16 protein-coding genes are annotated in these 17,935 nt (G+C 68.3%); 1 reads left to right on the top strand and 15 read right to left on the bottom strand.

Annotated features, from left to right (window positions below):
- Positions 1-15: 15 nt before the first annotated feature.
- The 15 genes from argC to ACWBNA_RS02620 all read right to left on the bottom strand — a co-directional run bounded on the left by argC (position 16) and on the right by ACWBNA_RS02620 (position 16,669).
- The gene (gene argC / locus ACWBNA_RS02690) at positions 16-1,047 is read right to left on the bottom strand and encodes an N-acetyl-gamma-glutamyl-phosphate reductase (RefSeq protein WP_482701879.1); all 1,032 of its coding nucleotides are present in this window, start codon (positions 1,045-1,047) and stop codon (positions 16-18) included.
- Positions 1,048-1,208: 161 nt separating this feature from the next.
- Positions 1,209-2,273, bottom strand: coding sequence for a C45 family autoproteolytic acyltransferase/hydrolase (locus tag ACWBNA_RS02685; RefSeq protein ID WP_482701877.1), 1,065 nt, complete (start codon positions 2,271-2,273; stop codon positions 1,209-1,211).
- The gene (locus ACWBNA_RS02680) at positions 2,270-2,896 is read right to left on the bottom strand and encodes a GNAT family N-acetyltransferase (protein WP_482701875.1); all 627 of its coding nucleotides are present in this window, start codon (positions 2,894-2,896) and stop codon (positions 2,270-2,272) included. Before ACWBNA_RS02680 ends, ACWBNA_RS02685 begins: the two co-directional genes overlap by 4 nt.
- Positions 2,893-3,156, bottom strand: a complete 264-nt coding sequence (locus ACWBNA_RS02675) for an acyl carrier protein (RefSeq protein WP_482701873.1) — start codon at positions 3,154-3,156, stop codon at positions 2,893-2,895. The genes ACWBNA_RS02680 and ACWBNA_RS02675 overlap by 4 nt, the downstream gene beginning before the upstream one ends.
- Positions 3,146-4,663 carry an AMP-binding protein gene (locus ACWBNA_RS02670; protein WP_482701871.1) on the bottom strand — a complete coding sequence of 506 codons (1,518 nt, stop codon included), beginning with the start codon at positions 4,661-4,663 and terminating at the stop codon, positions 3,146-3,148. Before ACWBNA_RS02670 ends, ACWBNA_RS02675 begins: the two co-directional genes overlap by 11 nt.
- Entirely contained in the window at positions 4,660-6,645 is a 1,986-nt protein-coding gene (locus tag ACWBNA_RS02665; RefSeq protein WP_482701870.1) for a class I tRNA ligase family protein, read from the bottom strand. The genes ACWBNA_RS02670 and ACWBNA_RS02665 overlap by 4 nt, the downstream gene beginning before the upstream one ends.
- On the bottom strand, positions 6,642-7,709 hold the full coding sequence (locus ACWBNA_RS02660) for an NAD(P)/FAD-dependent oxidoreductase (protein ID WP_482701868.1): 1,068 nt from the start codon (positions 7,707-7,709) through the stop codon (positions 6,642-6,644). The genes ACWBNA_RS02665 and ACWBNA_RS02660 overlap by 4 nt, the downstream gene beginning before the upstream one ends.
- On the bottom strand, positions 7,697-9,016 hold the full coding sequence (locus tag ACWBNA_RS02655; RefSeq protein ID WP_482702423.1) for a lysine N(6)-hydroxylase/L-ornithine N(5)-oxygenase family protein: 1,320 nt from the start codon (positions 9,014-9,016) through the stop codon (positions 7,697-7,699). The genes ACWBNA_RS02660 and ACWBNA_RS02655 overlap by 13 nt, the downstream gene beginning before the upstream one ends.
- Before the next feature lie 121 nt (positions 9,017-9,137).
- A complete protein-coding gene (locus ACWBNA_RS02650; RefSeq protein WP_482701866.1) occupies positions 9,138-10,307 on the bottom strand; it encodes a saccharopine dehydrogenase family protein in 1,170 nt (389 codons plus the stop codon).
- Positions 10,297-11,328, bottom strand: a complete 1,032-nt coding sequence (locus tag ACWBNA_RS02645; protein ID WP_482701865.1) for a saccharopine dehydrogenase — start codon at positions 11,326-11,328, stop codon at positions 10,297-10,299. Before ACWBNA_RS02645 ends, ACWBNA_RS02650 begins: the two co-directional genes overlap by 11 nt.
- A gap of 29 nt (positions 11,329-11,357) precedes the next feature.
- Positions 11,358-12,656: an acyl-CoA dehydrogenase family protein gene (locus tag ACWBNA_RS02640; RefSeq protein ID WP_482701863.1), complete on the bottom strand. Its 1,299-nt coding sequence runs from the start codon at positions 12,654-12,656 to the stop codon at positions 11,358-11,360.
- A gap of 203 nt (positions 12,657-12,859) precedes the next feature.
- Complete coding sequence (locus tag ACWBNA_RS02635; RefSeq protein WP_482701861.1) at positions 12,860-14,179, bottom strand: hypothetical protein; 1,320 nt, start codon at positions 14,177-14,179, stop codon at positions 12,860-12,862.
- Between the two features lie 246 nt (positions 14,180-14,425).
- On the bottom strand, positions 14,426-15,199 hold the full coding sequence (locus ACWBNA_RS02630) for an SDR family NAD(P)-dependent oxidoreductase (protein ID WP_482701859.1): 774 nt from the start codon (positions 15,197-15,199) through the stop codon (positions 14,426-14,428).
- Positions 15,200-15,302: 103 nt separating this feature from the next.
- Entirely contained in the window at positions 15,303-16,544 is a 1,242-nt protein-coding gene (locus tag ACWBNA_RS02625; RefSeq protein WP_482701857.1) for an MFS transporter, read from the bottom strand.
- On the bottom strand, positions 16,541-16,669 hold the full coding sequence (locus ACWBNA_RS02620) for a hypothetical protein (RefSeq protein ID WP_482701855.1): 129 nt from the start codon (positions 16,667-16,669) through the stop codon (positions 16,541-16,543). Before ACWBNA_RS02620 ends, ACWBNA_RS02625 begins: the two co-directional genes overlap by 4 nt.
- A gap of 401 nt (positions 16,670-17,070) precedes the next feature.
- Between ACWBNA_RS02620 and ACWBNA_RS02615 the strand changes: the two genes are divergently transcribed.
- Positions 17,071-17,934: an alpha/beta hydrolase gene (locus tag ACWBNA_RS02615; RefSeq protein WP_482701853.1), complete on the top strand. Its 864-nt coding sequence runs from the start codon at positions 17,071-17,073 to the stop codon at positions 17,932-17,934.
- Position 17,935: the final 1 nt, after the last annotated feature.

The following is a 17,935-nucleotide window of genomic DNA, read 5'->3' as shown; positions in this document are numbered from 1 at the left end:
CCGGTTGGCCGGGGTTCACAGGGGGTGGAGGCCGGGGAAGGTCAGGCCGAGCGTCTCGGGCAGGCCCATGCGGATGTTGAGGCATTGCAGGGCGTTGCCGGCGCCGCCTTTGACGAGGTTGTCCAGGGCGGCGATCGTGGTCAGACGGCCGGCGGCCTCGTCGACGGCGTAGCCGACGTCGCAGTAGTTCGAGCCGAGGAGGATCTTCGGGTCGGGGTAGCGGAAGATGCCGCGTTGGTGCGCGACGACGCGGACGAAGGGTTCCTTGGCGTACTGCTCGCGAAAGGCTCGGCGCACGGTCTGCTTGTCCACGCCGGGGCGCAGGGTGGCATGGCAGATGGTCTGGACTCCGCGGACCGCTTCGACGCCGGTGGCGGTCATCGCGGCCGGCAGGCCCAGATGCCGCGAGATCTCGGCTTCGTGCCGGTGACCGGTGGGCGCGAACACGCGCATGGCACCGCTGCGTTCGGCGTGCAGGTTGGCCGGGCCGGCGGTGGCGCCCGAGCCGCTGGAACCGGTACGGGCATCGAACTGCGCCCCTTGCTCGAGATCGATCAGATCACGGGCCACCAGGGGGTACAGGGCGAGCACGCCGGCCGCGGCCATGCAGCCGGGAACACTGATCAGGTCTGCGGTGCGCAGGCTCTCGCGGTGCAGTTCGGGAAGGCCGGGCACGAAATCGTCCAGCAGGTGCGGGGCCTGGTGCTCCTCGTCGTAGTAACGCTGGAAGACTTCGGTGTCATCGAGCCGGAAGTCCCCGGTCAGATCGACGACGAGCTTGGACCGCTGGGTCCACTGATCGATCTGGGTCATCGCCACCCGGTGCGGCAGCGCCAGGAACACCGCGTCGCACTCCTCGACCTCCTCGGCCGAACAGAACGTCAGATCGGTGGTGGACCGCAGATTCGGGTGCACACCGTCGACCCGTTTCCCCGGGAAACGGGACGAGACCGCGCCCACCACCTCGACCTCGGGATGTCCCAGCAACAGCCGCAGCAACTCCCCGCCGATATAACCGGCCGCACCGGCCACTGCCACGCGGATCACGAGAACACCCCTCTCACCGACACACTCCGACCTGTCACCACAACTCCCTTCAGTCCGAACCGACCACCCATGGAAGGGAAACTACGAATCAACCCGTGTCGCCCGCGTCCGCGATCAACGCATTCCGAGGGACGCACCGGACTGACTTTCACGCCGCGCGACTACGCGTTGCGATTACTCGACGCGAGCCCGAACGCCGACCGCGACGGCAAAGAGTGAACGTGCTCCTGCGCGGTGGACGGATCACCCGGCCACAGCCGGAACTCCCCCAGATCGGGGCGCAACAGCACTGCCGCAACGGTCCGCTCGCGTCGGATGTCGCCGTTGTCCGGCACGAGGATCGGCGGCGTCGCGAGGAGCCGGTGATGGCTCGCGGTATCGCCGGCATCCGGAATGCCCGCCTCTCGGACTGTCTCGAGGCGTCGCCTCGACGAGTTCTTGGCGAAGACGTTGATCTCGTCTCTTTCGGCGAAATCCGGGGCCAGGAAGTGGTTGGTGTGCGCCAGGTCGTCACCTTCGAGGACGCGCCGCTCCGCGCCCAGGGCTTCGACGCACACGGCCCGCTCCTCGCCGCAGATCATGAACGAGCGCGAGCTGGCCAACGGGAGTGCGCACAGCGTCTCGACGGCCTCGTCTACACTGCCGGCGCTGTCCAGCACGTGCCGGATCGCCAGGTACGGCGGCACTCCCGGCTCCCATGCACCGCCGAGGACGAGGTTGAGGCCCACGGCGATTCCGGCGTCGTTGACGCCGAGGTAGCCCAGGAGTCCGGCGAAGCTGAGCACCAGGGAGCGGTGGCGCGGTCCGGAGACCGCCAGGACGGCGATCTGGTCGTCGAGGTTCCCGTTCAGGTCGACCGTCTGCGCCAGCACCGGCCGGCCGCGGACCGAGGCATAGGTGGTGCAGTCCCCGCCGGTGACACGGCTGTAGCCCAGCAGCTCGCGGCGCAGTTGCAGCAGCCAGGCCGCGTCCCGGTCGACTCCGGCGCCGGCGGCGAGACCGTCGACCTCGTCCGCGAGGTCCGGCAACGCGGTGGCGACGACCTCACGGTGGGCGGCGATGCCCGGTCGCAGTGAGTCGAGGTCCACCGGCCGGTCGCCGAGGTGGCCGAGGCGGGCGAGCGAGTCGTCGAGAAAGCCGCGGAGCCGTCCGGCCAGCGCGCGTCCGTGTGCGAACCCACGGGCGTGCGCCGGGCCGGACAGCTCGAGGAGTGGCACGCTGTTCATGCGCACGGGTTGACAGCCCTGCCGAGTCGGCTCAGCTGGTCCCGGACCGAGGGCCATTCGGCGCGGAGAACCGAATAGTAGATCGCGTCCCGCCTCCTGCCTTCGGGCATGGGGTTGAAGCTGCGCATGACGCCTTCCTCGTATGCACCGATCTTGCGCAGGCCGGCCCGGGCCTGATCGTTGAGGACGTCGGTCTTGAATTCGACGCGCTCAGCTCCCATGACGTCGAACGCGTGCTGCAGAAGGAGGTACTTGGCCCACCGGTTGACGCCCTTCCCCTGGAAGTCGGCACCGAGCCATGACCATCCGATCTCAAGGCGCCGGTCCGCTTCGGCGAGGTTGCCGTAGCTGCTGCTTCCAGCGGTCTCTCCGGTGCTCTTGTCGACGATGATGTAGACCGCACGTTTGCCGCTGTTCTGGTCGGCGAGCATGGCGTCGAAGAACGGGTCGAAGTCGGTGTCGCTCTCGACCCGGGAAACGAAGTACGTCCAGATGCGCTGATCGAATGCGATTTTGCGAAGCGGTTCGCGGTCGCTCTCCGAGATGGGATGGAGTTCGACGTGCTCGTTCGCAAGGAGCGTGGACGCGCTCTGGCTCCAGGCAGTGTGGCTCAAGAACCTCATCCCTTCTGGGGGGCGTGGGGCCGGAGGGCGTCAACGACATCACCGAGGGTGCGCATGCCGGCGAGGTCGTCTTCGGTGAACTTGTCGAGACCGACTTCGGCCTCCTTGCACAGGGAGGTCAGGAACAGAACCTTGTTGAGGGAGGTGATCCCATAGGTCTGGACGAGGTCCTCGTCGGGGTCGAGGGCCACGGGATCGGGGTGGTCACGCAGCACCTTGGAGAGCTTTTCGCGGGCCAGGGTGTCGAGGTCAGTGGGCATGGATACCTGCCTTCGGGTCGTCGATGCGGTGGCGGTAACGGTCGGCGATGCGCTTGCGGATCGGTTTGAACTGAGAAGTGAGGAGCCCGTTTTCCACGGTGAACGGTTCGTCGGCGACGATGACGCGGGAGATCCGCTCGTCGCGTTCGGACGCTGCGTTGACCGAGGCGAGCGCCTGGGCGATCGCCGTGGTGTCGACCGGGCCGGGGTGGGGGGAGACGACGGCGACCAGTCCGGCTTGGCTGGGGAAGTAGAGGACACATTCGGCCACCGCACCGGTGTCACGGAAACGAGTCTCGACGGGCCTGACGATGATCTTCTTGGCGTTGTCGAGGACGATGACATCGTCGGTGCGTCCAAGGATGTACAAGAAGCCGTCTTCGTCGAGGCGGCCGAGGTCCCCGGTACGGACGACACCGCCGGGCTTGAACATGCGTTCGCTGTCACCGGGGGCGGCATATGTGTAGGCGGTGTTGACCGGGTGGTCGCTGCGGACGCAGACCACACCCTCGTCGTCGATGATGATCCCCTTGCCGGGGAGAGGCCGGCCCACGCTGCCTTCACGATGGGCGCCGGGGTGGTTCTTGGTGGCGATACAGGTTTCGTTGAGGCCGTAGCCCTCGTAGAGGGGAAGCCCGGCTTCGTCGTAGAACCTGAGCGTGGACGAGTCGGCGGGGGCCGAGCCCGTCCACAGGTAGCGGATGCGGTCGCCGAAGAGTTCGGTGGCGGCCTTGGCGGGCTCGACGCCGTCGGTGAGGCTGCTTTCGAGGTGTCGCCTGGCGGTGTCGAAGAAGGCGGGGACCCCCATGACGACCGTGGGGCGGACGGTCGGCATCACGGCGAAGACGGACTGGTAGGTCGTGATGGTGATGTCGTGCCCCCAATACAGCGCCGAATAGAGCCAGTAGCGCTGTTGAAGAAGCGAGAGGGGCAGAAAAGAAAGGATGTTGTCACCCGGACGATGGTCGAACAGGCTCTGCACATCGTGCAGCGAGGAGTCGATGCTGCCGACGGTGGCCTCAAGTCCCTTGGGAACTCCGGTGGAGCCGGAGGTGAACTTGACGGTGGTGCATTCCGTGGCGCCCCATTCGACCGGGTCGAACGCCGCGGTGGCTTCCTCGGCGTAGCCGGCGATGGCCGAGATCGACATGGCCCGGGACGGGGCGTGATCGGACAGCGGCACGTCGGTGCAGAGAAGGTCGAGGTCGTAGCGCTCGATCAAGTCGCCGTCGGCACTGAACTTGCCGGGCTCGAAACCCGCGGTCTGTGCCTTGATCATGAGGGCGGCAAGGTCGAGCAGCACCCATTCGAGACGGTTGGCCGAGAGGATGCCGATGCGGTGGCCCGGTCCGATGCCCCGGCGGCGCAGGGCTCCGGCGACGGCCCTGGCCCGGTCGTGGAACTCGGCCAGCGGCATGGTGGTGCGGTGGCCGAGGCCGGCGACGGTGAGGGCACCGTCATGGTCGGGCCTGGTGGCGATGATGCGGTTGATGATCGAGTCGGTCATCGCTGCTCGCCGGTGCTGAAGAAGCGGCTGCCCGAGAGGGTGCAGCGGCTGCCGGGCTCGACCAGGTCGGCCGTGTCGGGCCAGGTTTCGATCGCCGGGATGCCGAGGGCGGCGGCCAGCTTGGCCGAGAAGCGCGGCATCAGGGGAGCCGAGACGGTGGCGAGGAGGCGGGCCGCGGCCAGTTCGAGAGCGATGGCGGTGCGGGCCTCGGAGCTCCAGCGGTCGTCCTGGGCCAAGGCGGACTGCTGACGGGAGAAGGCACGGACATCGGCGACGATGCCGTCGAGTGCGGTGGCGGCGGACCTCAGCGAGAAGCCTTCGGGATTGAGTGCGGCGGTGATCTCGTCGAGCCGCAGCGACAGGCGAGCCAGGAAGGCGGTGTGCTCGCTGGTCCAGGTGCCCGCGTCAGGGACGACGCCGCTGAACCGACCATCGATACGGTCGCCCAGGCCGTTGAGCCACTCCTCCCACTGGCCGACGAGCGTGTCGGCGCAGGCGCGGTCGAATTCGGCGCGACGGAAATCAGTGCGCTCGCCCTCGGGGCGGGTGCGGGAGAGGTAGTAGCGGACGGCGTCGACGGTGTCGGGGGTAAGAATCTCCTTGCCCCAGATCGCGTGCCGCCGGCTGGTGGAGAACTTCTGGCCTTCGAGCAGGTAGAACTCGTTGACGTGGTAGTCGACGTCCGGGTTCCACTCCGGGAAGGCCAGTTGGTACAGGACCGGGTAGAGAATCGAGTGGTAGAAGCTGTTGTCGTAGCCGAAGAAGTGCACGATCTTCCAGTCGGGGGAAGGCACCTCCTTCGACCAGCCCTCCCCCAGACCGGCACCGAGCCGTTCGATGCCGTGGAGGAAGCCGTGGCTCATCTCCGGCCAGACCCAGATGACCTGGCCGTCCAGATCGTCCTCGGCGGGCCGCACTCCCCAGTCGGAAGGATGGGAGATCGGCAGGTCGAGCGTCTCGCGGGCGAAGACCCGCTGGGCCAGTTCGCGCAGCCGGACCGGAACACGGCCGCGTCGGTGGTGGTCGGCGACGGCGTCGGCGAACTCGTGCAGCGGCAGCGTGTAGCGCTCGACGTCGGCGTTCTTCGGTGTGGTGCTGCTGATGCCGGAGGTCGGATCAACGAGGTCGGCGACCAGGTTGGGCTCGCCGCATTCTTCGCAGATGTTGCCACCGGCGCCGTGGGAACAACTGGGGCAGGTGCCGCCGACGTTGACTTCGTAGAGGTACTCGCCCGTCTCGGAGTCGACAAGGCCAGGCGTTGTTTTGGGGCTGACCTGTCCGGACTCGACCAGCCGGGTGAAGAAGCGCTGGAGGCCTTCGGGGTAGCCCTCGTCCACGCTGGTGACGTAGTACTGGTCGACCTCGATGTCCATCGCCTTGAGCGTCGCGGCGATCTCGGCCGAGTAGTGGGCGGCGACCTCGGCGGGGGTGGAGTTCTCGCGAGCGGCGACGGCCGTGACGTAGCTCTGGAAGTCGTCACTGCCGGTCAGGTGCCAGGCCCGGTTGCCGCTGAGGCGCTGGTAGCGGACGTAGACGTCGGCACCGAGGTAGGGGCCGGAGAGGTGGCCGAGATGCAGGTCGCCGTTGGGGGTCGGCGGAGTGGAGAACACGAACTGGGGGCGCTCGGTGTGGTTCGCGCGAGTACGTGACAGCGCCGAGGCACGGGCACGGGCCGAGTCGCGCCAGTACTGGGTGAAGAAGACCAGGTCCGTCTCGCCGGTGTTGGTGATGGTGTGCGATTCGAACGGCTCGAACAGAACCACGGTGCCGGGCCGGGCCGGATGGGTGCGACCGTCGATGCTCAGCTCGCCCGTACCGGCGACGATGACGAAGAACTCGGTCTCGTCGTGCTGGTGACTGGTCGAGGTGACGCCGGGGGCGACACGCCCCCAGCCGGCACCGACGCCGAGGCCCTCGACCGAGGACATGTCGATGCCGAAGGCTTCGGACAGTTCGGATTCGCTGTAATAGTTGAGGATCATGACTGCCTCTGTCGTGGCTGGGAGAGGGTTCGGGTCGGTGTGAGATCCAGGGCGGCGACGGTCTCGGCAGCGATGGCGGGTGCCAGGCGGTAGCCGGAGCCGTTGGCGGCTCCGGCGAAGACCAGGCCGGGCCTCAGTTCGGTGATCACGGGTTCGCGGCTCGGGCTGTAGGCGTCGCAGAAGACCCGGCCGGAGTCGCACCGGGCCGCCAGGTCGGGCGCGAAGCGGCCCAGGACGGCCTGGGCATCGTCGAGATCGGAACGCTCCAAGGCGAGTTCGACGTCGTCGGGGGCGACGTCCCAGCGATCGCATGTGTAGCTGAACAGGAAGTGTCCGCGCCCGTGGAGCGGCAGGAGGAAGGCGTCCTCGTCGTGGAAGATCGTGAGTGGATCGTCGGGCCCGGGAGTCGACTCGACATGGGTGGCGACGACCTTCTTGACGCGAAGGCCGAGCGGGGCGACCAGGTCGGCCCAGGCGGGGTGCGCGAGCCACGGACCGGGGGCCAGGACGACCCGCCGGGCGAGCAACTCGCGCCCCTGGCCGAGGGTGAGGCGGTGGTACGCGCCGTCGGAGGCGAGTTCCGTGACCTCGGTTCCCTCCAGAACGGTCACGCGGTCGCGGAGCCTGGCCAGCACGCGGCCGGCGACTCCTTGGACGTCGGCGTAGTGGCAACCGGGCAGGGTCCACGCACGGCCCTCCGGCGGAGCCGCCCAGCCGCGGGCCGGGTCGGCCGGGGCTGTCTCGTCACCGAGTCGTGGGTAGGTGGTGGAGAGCGCGTCGGCGTCGCCGGTGGAGACGACCGTCGCGTCCACCTCACGGATCGGCAGGTCGAGTTCGGTGGCCAGACGTTCCCAGACGCGATGGGAGTGCTCGCTCATGGACCTGACCCGCGGGGTCGCGCCGCGCGGGAAATGGACGCCGGCGGAGCGGCTGGAGGCACCCTGGCCGATCAGGCCGCGTTCCAGGACGGCGACCCGCGCGTCGGGGAAAGCCGTGACCGCTTCGTGGGCGACGAGCGCACCGATGACCCCGCCGCCGACGACTGCGAGATCTACAGTGTCCACTGAGTGCCCCGCCCGTCCTTGGCCGACCAGTCGATGAACGACATCGCCATTTCGGGGGCGCTGCAGCCTCGCAGACGGCTGGCGATGCGCTGGGCCCGCCAGGCGTTCAGACTCAGGTTCACGTCGGGCAGGCCTCGCTGACCGCGCACCGCGTTCTGCATGAAGATGTTCCGGTCGAGCGGGCCGTCCCAGGTGACCGCGAAGTCCTCGTTGACACGGACCTCGCCGTTCTCGGTCTCGATGCGGTCCGTCAACGGCTCCAGGAACGTCTTGGGGGCGGGGCGGAAGCCGGTTGCCCACACCACCGCGTCGACCGGAAGACACTGGCTCTGGCCGGACTCGTCGTTGTGACGCAGCGTCACTTCGAAGGCCCCGCTGCCCGTGCGGTCGGCGGCCACGACGGTCCGGTTGGGCAGGAGCCCGAATCGGTGCTCGTCCCGCTCGATGAACTGGAGTCGGTACAGCTCCTGGTAGATCGCCCGGAGGGTCGACTCGGAGATCCCGTCCGAGCTCAGCATGTGGGCCGAGTTGAGCTCGGCACGCTTGGACTCCGACAGCCGGTAGAAGTACTCGGAGTACTCCGGCATGTAGAAATCGTTGGTGAAGGTCGAGTCGTCGATCGGGAAGTAGTTGCGGCGTCGGGAGACCCACGAGACCCAGGCCGGACGCTCGGATTCGGACCGCGAGATCAGATCGAGGAACGCCTCGGCCCCGGACTGGCCACCGCCGACCACCGCGACCCGCTTGCCCGCCAGTTCCTTCGCGTGCCTCAGATACTGGCTGACGTGGAAGTGCCCCGCGCCCAGGTGCGGGACGGCGAACTCGGGCACCCACGGAACGGTGCCGACGCCCACGGCGATGTTGTCCGCGGTGACCTGGCGACGATCGGTGGTGACGCGGAAGACCCCGTCGAAGTCGACCCGTTCGACGGTCTCGGAGAAGGCCACGTTCTCGTTGGTCTCGGCCGCCCAGGCCAGGTAGTTGCGGAACTCGGTGCGGGGCACCTCGGCGAACTGGGCGTTGAGGAAGTGATATATCCGGCCGTGCTCGTGCAGATAGGACAGGAACGAGAACCGGTTGGTCGGGTCGGACAGGCTCACCAGGTCCTTGAAGATCGACACCTGGAGGGTCGCGCCGGTGACGAGTTGGTCGTCGTGCCAGGTGAAGCTCGGCTTGCGGTCGATGAAGAGGTTCGGCTGCTCCGGATCGCCGTGCAGCAGTGCGGCCAGACTCAGGTTGGCTGGGCCTGCGCCGATGCCGACGAGCCGGTGGTGACTGGTCTGCTCGGCGGAACCGGACGTCCTCATTGGCTTCGGTACAGGTCCCACGTCAAGTCCTTCCCTAGGAGGTGCAGGCTGTTGAGCCCGTTTCACGACGCTTGCCGGATCCGGCGTCCGCGGGCCATCGGTGTCTGGTCGTAGACCGGGATCAGTGCTGTCGTTCCTGATCGGTTGATCGGAGAGTGCAGGGCAGGCCGGCCCGGGCGAGCCGGTCGAGCAGGCGGCTCGCCTCTTCGGTGTCGACGGCGGCCCGCTGCAGGCCGGGCGGTAGGGCTGCGGCGAGGACGCGTTCGACGCCGGAGGCGACGGTGGTCGAGACGCACCGGGCCATCGCGGTGTCGGTGTCGTCACCGCTCACATCGAGCCGGTAGCTGCCGGACCAGTGCCGGCCGTCGTGTTCGACGTCCAGGCCGACGGTGAGGACGACACGGTCGCGGTCGGTGTCGGTGGTCGGGTACCGCTCGGCCAGCTCGTCGGCCAGGGCGGCGAGGCGGACGCGGTCGCCGGAGGCGACGGTGTCGAACACGCCCTTCCACGCCGCCCTCCATCCCTGTGGACGCAGAGTGCCGCGGACGAAGGCGTCGGTGCGCCAGCCTTCGGGGAAGCCGTACTGGTCGATGAAGCCGACGCTGTCGCGGTTGGGATAGACCTCGAAGACCTCGCCGTCGAGCACGAGCTCCTCGGTGGCCTCCCAGGGTCGCTCGACTTCGCGTACCTGGCCGTCACGCACGTACCGGGCAGGGGCGGTGAGGGCGGTCAGCACTCCCAGCGGGGCCCAGCTGAACCGGTAGCGGAACTCGTTCGGTTCGGCGGGGATACCCCCGCAGTAGGAGGTCAGCGCGACTCGGTCGGCGCGGTCACCGACAGCATCGCGCGCCTGCGCGACCAGCAGGTGAGTCATGAGGTGGTCGATGCCGGGGTCGAGTCCCGCTTCGGTGAGGACCACCAGGCGCCGCGCCACCGCCTCTTTCGAGAGTGCCTCGATCTCCGGCGAGGTGTAGCTGGTGCAGGCGAAGTGGGCTCCGGCGTCGATGGCGGTGCGCAGCAGGCCGGGGTGGTGGCCCGCCGGGAGCATGGAGACGAGCACGTCACCGGGACGCAGCGCGGCCGCGAGGTCGTCGCGGTCAAGGCCGCGCGTCCGCACCGGCGCTTCAGGGGCGAGCGCCTCGAGGCGGGCGTCGGCCCGTTCACGGGTGCGGCCCCACAGGGTGACCTCGGCTCCCTGGCCGAGAAGGTCGAGTCCGGTACGGCCGGTCGACAGACCGGTGCCGACCCAATGGACGGTCCCGGTGGGTCGGACGGGAAGGTCAGACATCATGGAGATCCGTCTCACTCAGGGCCGTGCGAAAGGCTCGCCGGCTGCGTTCCCAGCAGTCGCCGTCGGGCAACTGCGGCAGATGAGGGGCCAGTTGGGCGGAGAAGTCGTCGCTGGCTTCGCGCGGCAGCAGGGAGGGAAGGTTGTCGATGGCGATGACCGCGAGCCCGTCGGCGACGGCACGGACCGGCTCGTCCCAGCTGGTGAGCCGGTTGTAGACCGGCAGCAGATGGGTGGGGCCGCCGACGTCACAGGTGACGTCGACGATGAGCGAGAGGCGGCGGTCGGCTCGCAGGTGCTCAGGGGCGAGGAAGGGCTCGCCGGGTTCGGTGAGCTGGACGGCGTTGATGAGGATGTCGTGGTCGAGAATGGCCTCACGGTCGAGGTCGGCGGTCTCGGCCAGGTCCCACAGGGTCGCGTCGATGCCGGCGCGTTCGAGCGCGGCGCGGGCGCCGCGGCCACAGCGTCCGCGGGCGCCGACGACGAGCACGCGCGGCCGCCGCGACAGCGGGCCGAGGAAGGTGTCGAGCACGTCCTTGGTGGTCGGTCGCAGTGGACGGACGAGGTCGCCCGTCCAGTGCCGGACCGCCAGCGCGGCACCGACGTAGCCGGCCCAGTGGCCGAAGGCGGCGAGGCGGCGTTCGCGGGCGTCGGTGAGGTGTTCCAGGTCGAGGATCTCGCCGCCCCCGGTCACGAAGCGGGCCAGGAGTTCCCGGGCACCTTGCTGCCCCTTGTAGGCGTGCGCGAAGTACAGGTGGCGGCCGCCGACAGCGGCGGTGTCCTCGGGAAGGGCCTTGAGCCCGAGGACGTGGGCGTCGGCGGGCGCGTCGGTCCAGGAGTGGGCGGGGACGGGCCGGGCGCCGGCGTCGAGGTAGTCGGCGATCGGGTAGCAGCGTGCGGAAGAGTGCTCGACGGTCACCTGCGCGCCCTGCTTGACGAGCGTGGCGGTGTCGGCAGGGGTCAGTGGGGTGCGTTGCTCGCCGGGGTGGGTCTCGGCGCGCAGCCACAGGTGAGGGGGCGTCATGGGTGTCTTCCCTTGTCGAGCGCGGTCGTTCACAGGGCGTCGGCGATCGTCATCTCGATCACTTCGGACGACCCCTCGTAGATGCGCAGGGAACGGATCTGGCGGTAGAGCCGCTCCATCGCGCTGCCGGAGACGAGCCCGGCGGCGCCGAAGATCTGGACGGCGCTGTCGACGATCTCGCCGGCGGCCTCGGTGGCGTAGAGCTTGGCGGTCGAGGAGTGCTTGGCGTGGTCGAGGTCAAGGTCCATCGCCCAGGCGGCGCGGGCGGTCAGCAAAGCGGCGGCCGAGAGCTTGACGTCCATGCCCGCGAGAGAGGACCTGACGAGCTGGAGGTCCGCCAGGCGGCCTCCGTAGGCCTTGCGGGTACGGGCGTGGCCGACTGCGAGCCGGTGGGCGCGCCTGGCGAAGCCGATCGCGGCGGCTGCCACGGTCGCACGCGCTCGTTCGAGCAGGTCGAGAGCGACCACGAGGCCCTGGCCGCGTTCGCCGAGGACGGCTTCGGGGCCCACGCGGACGTCCGTGAACGTCAGTTCGGCCCACGAGCGGGGCGCGATCGCGTCGATGGCCTGGGCTTTGAAGCCGGGGGCGTCACCATCGACGAGGAAGGTGGTCAGGCCCAGCGGTCCGGGTCCGTCTCCGGTGCGGGCCAGGACGACACACACGTCGGCGATGTCGCCTTGCGCGATCCATGTCTTGGTTCCGTTGAGGACGAATCCGTCCCCGTCGGGGGTCGCTTCGAGCACCACAGCGGCGAGGTCGGAGCCGGCGCCGGGCTCGGAGAGAGCCAGCGCCCCTGCGCTGGTCCCGGTGGCCAGTGCGGGCAGGTAGCGGCGACGCTGCCGGTCGGTGCCGTGGCGGCCGATCGCGGCGGCGGTGAGTTCCTGGATCGAGTAGCTGAAGTCGGCCAGGTCCTCGTGGTGAGCCAGGGCCTGGCGCCTGATGCACAGGGACCGGACGTCGGAGTCGGGCTGGTCGGGGTCGAGGTGGCGCAGCCAACCCGACCGGCCGAGTTCGGCGAGCATGGCCCGGCCGGTGGCGGCCGGATCGGTGGTGTCCAGGTGCGCCCATGCCTCGGCCCGGTCCGCGCACCACTGCCCGATCTCGTCGGCGAGGGTGCGGTGTGCGTCGTCGAACAGCGGCAGGGCCAGAACGCCGGGATCGAACACTTGGGAGAAACTCATCGTGATCCTCACTCGGATGGCCGGCTCGGCGACCGGCTCGCACAGTTCTTCGGCCTCGGGCGTGAGGGCGAGCGCCGCCGGGCTCAACGTCGTGACCTCCGGTTCGTCCTGGCGCTCCGGACAGGACTGGATCTGTGTGGTGGCCACGTGGCGGCACTCCTTTCGGAGGTCGCTCTGCCGCTGAAAGGACGCTACGGGCACCCGGTGTGATGAGCGTCCGCGACAAGTTCATCCACCGGGACGCATGGCGGTTACCGCGCTCCCCCGCGACTGCGCATTTCGTTTACCGGCCCGGGCGCGCCGCCGCTGCCGGGCACCCGTCGGGGAAATTCCGGTAAACCGTCGGAGAGTCACGTACGCGGACTCGGGCCGACATGGAATCCGGACCCGACGAGCGCGCCAAGAAAGAGGTTGAGCACCTCGATGTCCCCGTCGGCAGGGGCACAACGGTTCATCAGTCCACCGAATCCGGACGCCATCATGACCACTCCCCAGGTGACGATCCAGGGCCGGACACCCCCGTCCGGGTCCGGAAAGGGCTCGGGAATCACGTGGATTCGCTTCTGCAGCACGTAAGGGCCGTCCATGGCGTCGAGCAGCCGCCGGCGCCATTCCTCCGGAGTGACGTTCGACGACCAGCCCGGAACCACACCCTGCCCGCCATGCAGCAGAGCGGGCTTGAGGATGAGTTCGTGCTGATGTGCCACCGCGTGGTCCATCAGCGAAGCTTGCGTACCGTCCTCCAGGACGACACGTCCGGATGTCACCGAGGAAGTCCAGGGGAGCAGACGGTCGAACACATCCAGTTCCTCGTCCGAGAACAGGTGCCGGTGCGTGCGGTCGGAGAGCATGGCCAGCGACGCCTTGCTGCCGTAAAGCTCCGACTCCAGTGAGGTGAACATGCGTACCTCACCGTCTTCGAGCGCCCCGAGCAAGGGTTCCAGCAACGCATCGGCATTGTCGTCGAGCAGGTCCTCCATCATGAACTGCCGGTAGACGATGTCGATCGGGCGGTCCTCCAGCCACAGCCTGCCGTCCCGCCTCTCGAGCTGCCCGATGTGACACTGATACGCCTCCAGGCCGTGCTCGCTCCACAGATTCACGAGAGCGCTCATGTACGCCCCCATCTCCGCCAAGTTCGAGGGCCATTCGGTGAGCGCGATGACGGGGCGGGCGTCGGCCGCCAGTCCCATCTCGTGCCGGATCGTGCGGACCTGTTCCGCCGCGGTGTCGACGTACTGGAGTCCTTCCTCCGAGGCGAATCGGCTGAACTCGGGATCCGCCAGGATTCCGCGGCAGATGCCTCCGCCGTCCCAACCGATCGTGCTCCCCATGTTGAATTCCATGAGGCGGAAACCCGATTCGTCGGCGTAGAGATCCGCTCGTCCCATGCTGGTCAGATTGCCGGGCACGGCAGCGGAGGAGCGCTCGATGGCGCGTATCTGCGCCTTTTCCATTCCGTTCACCCTGGCGAACTCGGCGATATCGCCGTCGAACAGAAGACGCGGGAGGCGATAGAGCGCGCCACGCAGCACATCCAGGTCCCGGGTCAGCTGCTGGACCTCTTCCGCGGAGAGGAACATCGGCCGGGGTGCGTACGACCCTGTGGTGAATACCCGAGTGAACTCGCCGGCGTCGACCGGACCAACGACGCGTCCTATCTTCTCCATGTACCTCTCGGTCAGTGCGTGGTCGCGTGACATCTTCCGCGGCTCCCCTCTGCCTTCATTCTCCGAAACACCCGATGCCAAGAGTGGCACGGGCAGGACTCGGCTCGGCTAAGCGAGATGCGCAGTCGCAGCGGAGAAAGTCAACGCGGTGCGTCATTTCCGGTGGGAAAAGCACCGAGGCCGAGCAGGTGATCGATCACCTGCTCGGCCTCGATGTGGGCAGTCGGTCTCCTGGGCGGAACGCGGTCAGCGGCCGATGAGGTGCTGCTGGTCCTGCGGCCGCAGCCGCAGGCTGTGCTGACCGCCGTCCACGGCGAGCATCGTGCCCACGGAAGCGCCCGACAGCGGGCTCGCCAGGTAGGCGATCGCGCCGGCCACCTCGTCGGCGGTCACCAGGCGACCCGGCGTCAGGAACGCGTGCATCGCTTCCCGTGCGGCCGCCGGATCCGCCGTTCCGTTGAGCTGCTTCTCGACCCACGGGGTGTCCGTGGTGCCGGGGGCGACGCAGTTGACCCGGATGCCCTCGCGGGCGTGGTCCGCCGCCATGGCCAGCGTCAGGGAGTACACCGCGCCCTTGCTGGTGGAATACAGCGCCCGCATCTGGTGGCCGGCCCACGCCACGATCGAGCACGTGTTGACGATCGCCGCGGAGGGCGAGCGCCGCAGATGAGGCAAGGCGTGCCGGGCGACCCTGACCATTCCGACCACGTTGACATTCAGTACGTGCAGCCACTCGTCGTCGCTGTTCGCGGCGACGTCCCCGACCGCGGGGATACCGGCGTTGTTCACCACGACGTCCAGCCGGCCGAACCGCTCGACCACGGCGTTCACGGCGGACTCGACCTGGGCGTCGTCGCTGACGTCGGCCTGGATGCCCATGATGTCGTCCGGGAGTCCGTCCGGTTTGAGGTCGAGTACGGCAACCTCGGCCCCCCTGCTGCGCAGCAGTTTCGCCGTGGCCAGGCCGATTCCCTGCGCACCGCCGGTGACGATCGCAACGAGTCCTTCGAAGTCACTCACTGGTTCTCTCCTGTTCATTTCGGACATGGGGGGAGACAGAAACGACGCAACGTGACGTCGTGGATTCGCGCGGATGTGCCAGGTTCATGCGGCCGGCAGCGGGTCAGGCACTCGCTTCCTTCGTCGCGGAGGCCGAGGGGCGCACCCGCAGACTGAGCTGGACGCTCAGCAGCCCCAGCACGCCGGTCAGGGTCCACAGCACCCATGGGGCGTAGGCGTACACGGCACCGCCGATGACCGGTCCGGCGCCCGTGCCGACCGTGTACGCGGCGCCGTACAGCCCCTGGTAGCGCCCGACCATCCCCGGCGGAGTCAGATTCACCAGGTGGGCCTGGACGATGGAGGAGTACACCATCTCGCCGAACGTCCAGATCATCACGGTCACCGCCAGCATGCCCATGCTGGTCGCGAACCCGGTCAGCGTGAGACCGACACAGGTGAACAGGTTGCCGGCGGCCAGGACGTACTCCGGCCGGTACCGGGAGACCACGCTGATGAGGGGCAGCTCCAGCAGCACCACCAGCAGACCGTTGAGCCCCATGAGGAGACCGAAGTCCCGCTCGTCCAGACCCGTGTCGTTGACGTGCAGGGGCAGGCCGACGGTGGTCTGGATGTAGACGAACATGCCGAAGACGGTCATCAGCAGGAACCGCACCAGGGTGCGGTCGGTGAGGGCCTGTCGGTACCCCACCGTCCGGTCCTCCTGCGGGTCGGCCTCGCCCTCGTCGGACCGCGGCCGGTTGGCGTCCCGCAGCAGCACCGCCACGATCACGCCGAACAGCAGGAGGGCCGCGGCCTCTATGAGGAACAGCTCCACGTAGGAGTGGCTGGCCAGGATGCCGCCGAGGACGCCGCCCAGGGCAGCGCCGATGTTCTGCGCGAACCGGAGAACTCCGAAGGCGGCGAGCCGTTGCTCGGGCGCCACGGAGTCCACCAGCACCGCGGCCATGGCCGGCCGGTGGATCTGCGACATCACGCCGATGAGACCGACCACGATGATGATGACCGGCAGCGGTTCGACGAACGGCACGAGCGCTGTCAGGCCGGAAGTGGTCACGACGGACAGCAGGATGGCCGATCGCCGGCCGATGGTGTCGGTGAGATAGCCACCGATGACGTGGCCGAGCACACTGCCCAGACCTGACGCGCCCAGCACGAGCCCCGCGGCCCCGGCGGAATGGCCACGCTGGGTCAGGTAGAGCACGATGAACACGGGCAGGAAGCTGCCGACCTGGAGGATCAGGCTGCCGAGACTGACGATCCAGACCCGGCGGGGCAGGCCGCGCAGAGTGTCACGGAATCGCGGCTTGTCGACGCTCGACCGGTCCGACGCCGCGGTGTTCACGCGACTGACTCGGTGCGCACGTGGATCGCCGCGGCCGGCTGTCCACCGCGGGCGATCGCTTCGGCGGCGGCGCTCCGGATGACCGCCGAGGGCCGCTGACTGGTGCGTACGACATTGTTGGACAACGTGGCTCCTTATCTTGCGTTTCCACCCGACGACTCGCCGAGAGCGGGGTTCCCCCTCCACGTCAGCACGAAGCTCTGTCGGCTCATCGGAGATGAGAATTACGCACCCCGTCTGCCGCGTCAAAAAGGACCGTACGATCGCGCCGCCGACATGTGCGTCCGCGACAGGTTCAGGTACGCGGACACATTGCGTTGACTTTTCTCTCCTGTGGCTAAGCAACTCGCTTACCCCGGCGCTGCCCTGGACCGTGCCACCCTGGATGCTGGTCCGGATGTTTCTCCAATGAAATGCCGTGCAGCGTTGGTTCCGAAGAACTGGGAGAGTGTGAATGCCGCTTCATCCAACCGTTGCGGGAGTCAGGGACTATCGCGTCGCAACCGGTTTCACACCGCTTTACACGATGTCGGTGGACCAGGCCCGGAAAGCGGACGCGGAAACCGAAGCCACGAACTGGGATTGGATCAAACAACCTGAAGAGGTCTTCGATCTGGACATCCCTGGTCCGGCCGGCCAACTGACGCTCAGGGTGTACCGCCCGCAGAGTGAGAGCCCGCTTCCCGTACTGGTGTATTTCTTCGGCGGCGGTTGGGTCGTCGGCTCCCTGGACACGTCGGACGCGATCTGCCGCACGCTGTCCGCCAAGGTTCCCTGCGTGATCGTCTCCGTGGGCTACCGACTGGCACCCGAGCATCCGTTCCCGGCAGCCATCGACGACTGCTACGCCGCCGTGAAATGGGTGGCGGAGCACGCGTCCGAACTCGGTGCCGACAGCGGGCGCATCGGCCTCGCGGGAGACAGCTCCGGCGGCAACCTGGCGGCGGCGATCGCCCTCATGGCCAGAGACGACGACGGACCGCCGATCTCCGCCCAGGTGCTCGTCTACCCGCCCACGCGCAGCAGCGGCGCGGACACGAAGTCCATGCGCGACAACACCGATCCGATGTTCTTCAACGCCCACTCGTCCGCCTGGTTCTGGGACCACTACCTCGCCGATCCCGCCGATGGCGACTCCCCTTACGCCTCACCGCTCAACGCGGCCGACCACAGTGGACTTGCCCCGGCGCTGCTGATGACGGCCGAGTACTGTCCGCTGTACGACGAGGGCGAAGCCTATGCGGACGCCCTCAAGCGCGCGGGCGTGCCGGTGGAGTACCACGCGTACACGAGCCTGCCGCACGGTTTTCTGGCCTTGGCGTCCGTGCTGGACACCTCCAGGGACGCGTTCGACGTGATCGCCGACTTCCTGCGCCGGCGACTGGGGTGAC

This window comes from Streptomyces sp. Q2 (assembly GCF_056820935.1).
This window is presented reverse-complemented; position numbering and strand designations above follow the sequence as displayed.

Bases quoted from the DNA above. Each gene is read 5' to 3' on its own strand.
- ACWBNA_RS02685 (WP_482701877.1), bottom strand. From the start codon at position 2,273: ATGAACAGCGTGCCACTCCTCGAGCTGTCCGGCCCGGCGCACGCCCGT.
- ACWBNA_RS02680 (WP_482701875.1), bottom strand. From the start codon at position 2,896: ATGAGGTTCTTGAGCCACACTGCCTGGAGCCAGAGCGCGTCCACGCTC.
- ACWBNA_RS02675 (WP_482701873.1), bottom strand. From the start codon at position 3,156: ATGCCCACTGACCTCGACACCCTGGCCCGCGAAAAGCTCTCCAAGGTG.
- ACWBNA_RS02670 (WP_482701871.1), bottom strand. From the start codon at position 4,663: ATGACCGACTCGATCATCAACCGCATCATCGCCACCAGGCCCGACCAT.
- ACWBNA_RS02665 (WP_482701870.1), bottom strand. From the start codon at position 6,645: ATGATCCTCAACTATTACAGCGAATCCGAACTGTCCGAAGCCTTCGGC.
- ACWBNA_RS02655 (WP_482702423.1), bottom strand. From the start codon at position 9,016: ATGAGGACGTCCGGTTCCGCCGAGCAGACCAGTCACCACCGGCTCGTC.
- ACWBNA_RS02650 (WP_482701866.1), bottom strand. From the start codon at position 10,307: ATGATGTCTGACCTTCCCGTCCGACCCACCGGGACCGTCCATTGGGTC.
- ACWBNA_RS02645 (WP_482701865.1), bottom strand. From the start codon at position 11,328: ATGACGCCCCCTCACCTGTGGCTGCGCGCCGAGACCCACCCCGGCGAG.
- ACWBNA_RS02635 (WP_482701861.1), bottom strand. From the start codon at position 14,179: ATGGAGAAGATAGGACGCGTCGTTGGTCCGGTCGACGCCGGCGAGTTC.
- ACWBNA_RS02615 (WP_482701853.1), top strand. From the start codon at position 17,071: ATGTCGGTGGACCAGGCCCGGAAAGCGGACGCGGAAACCGAAGCCACG.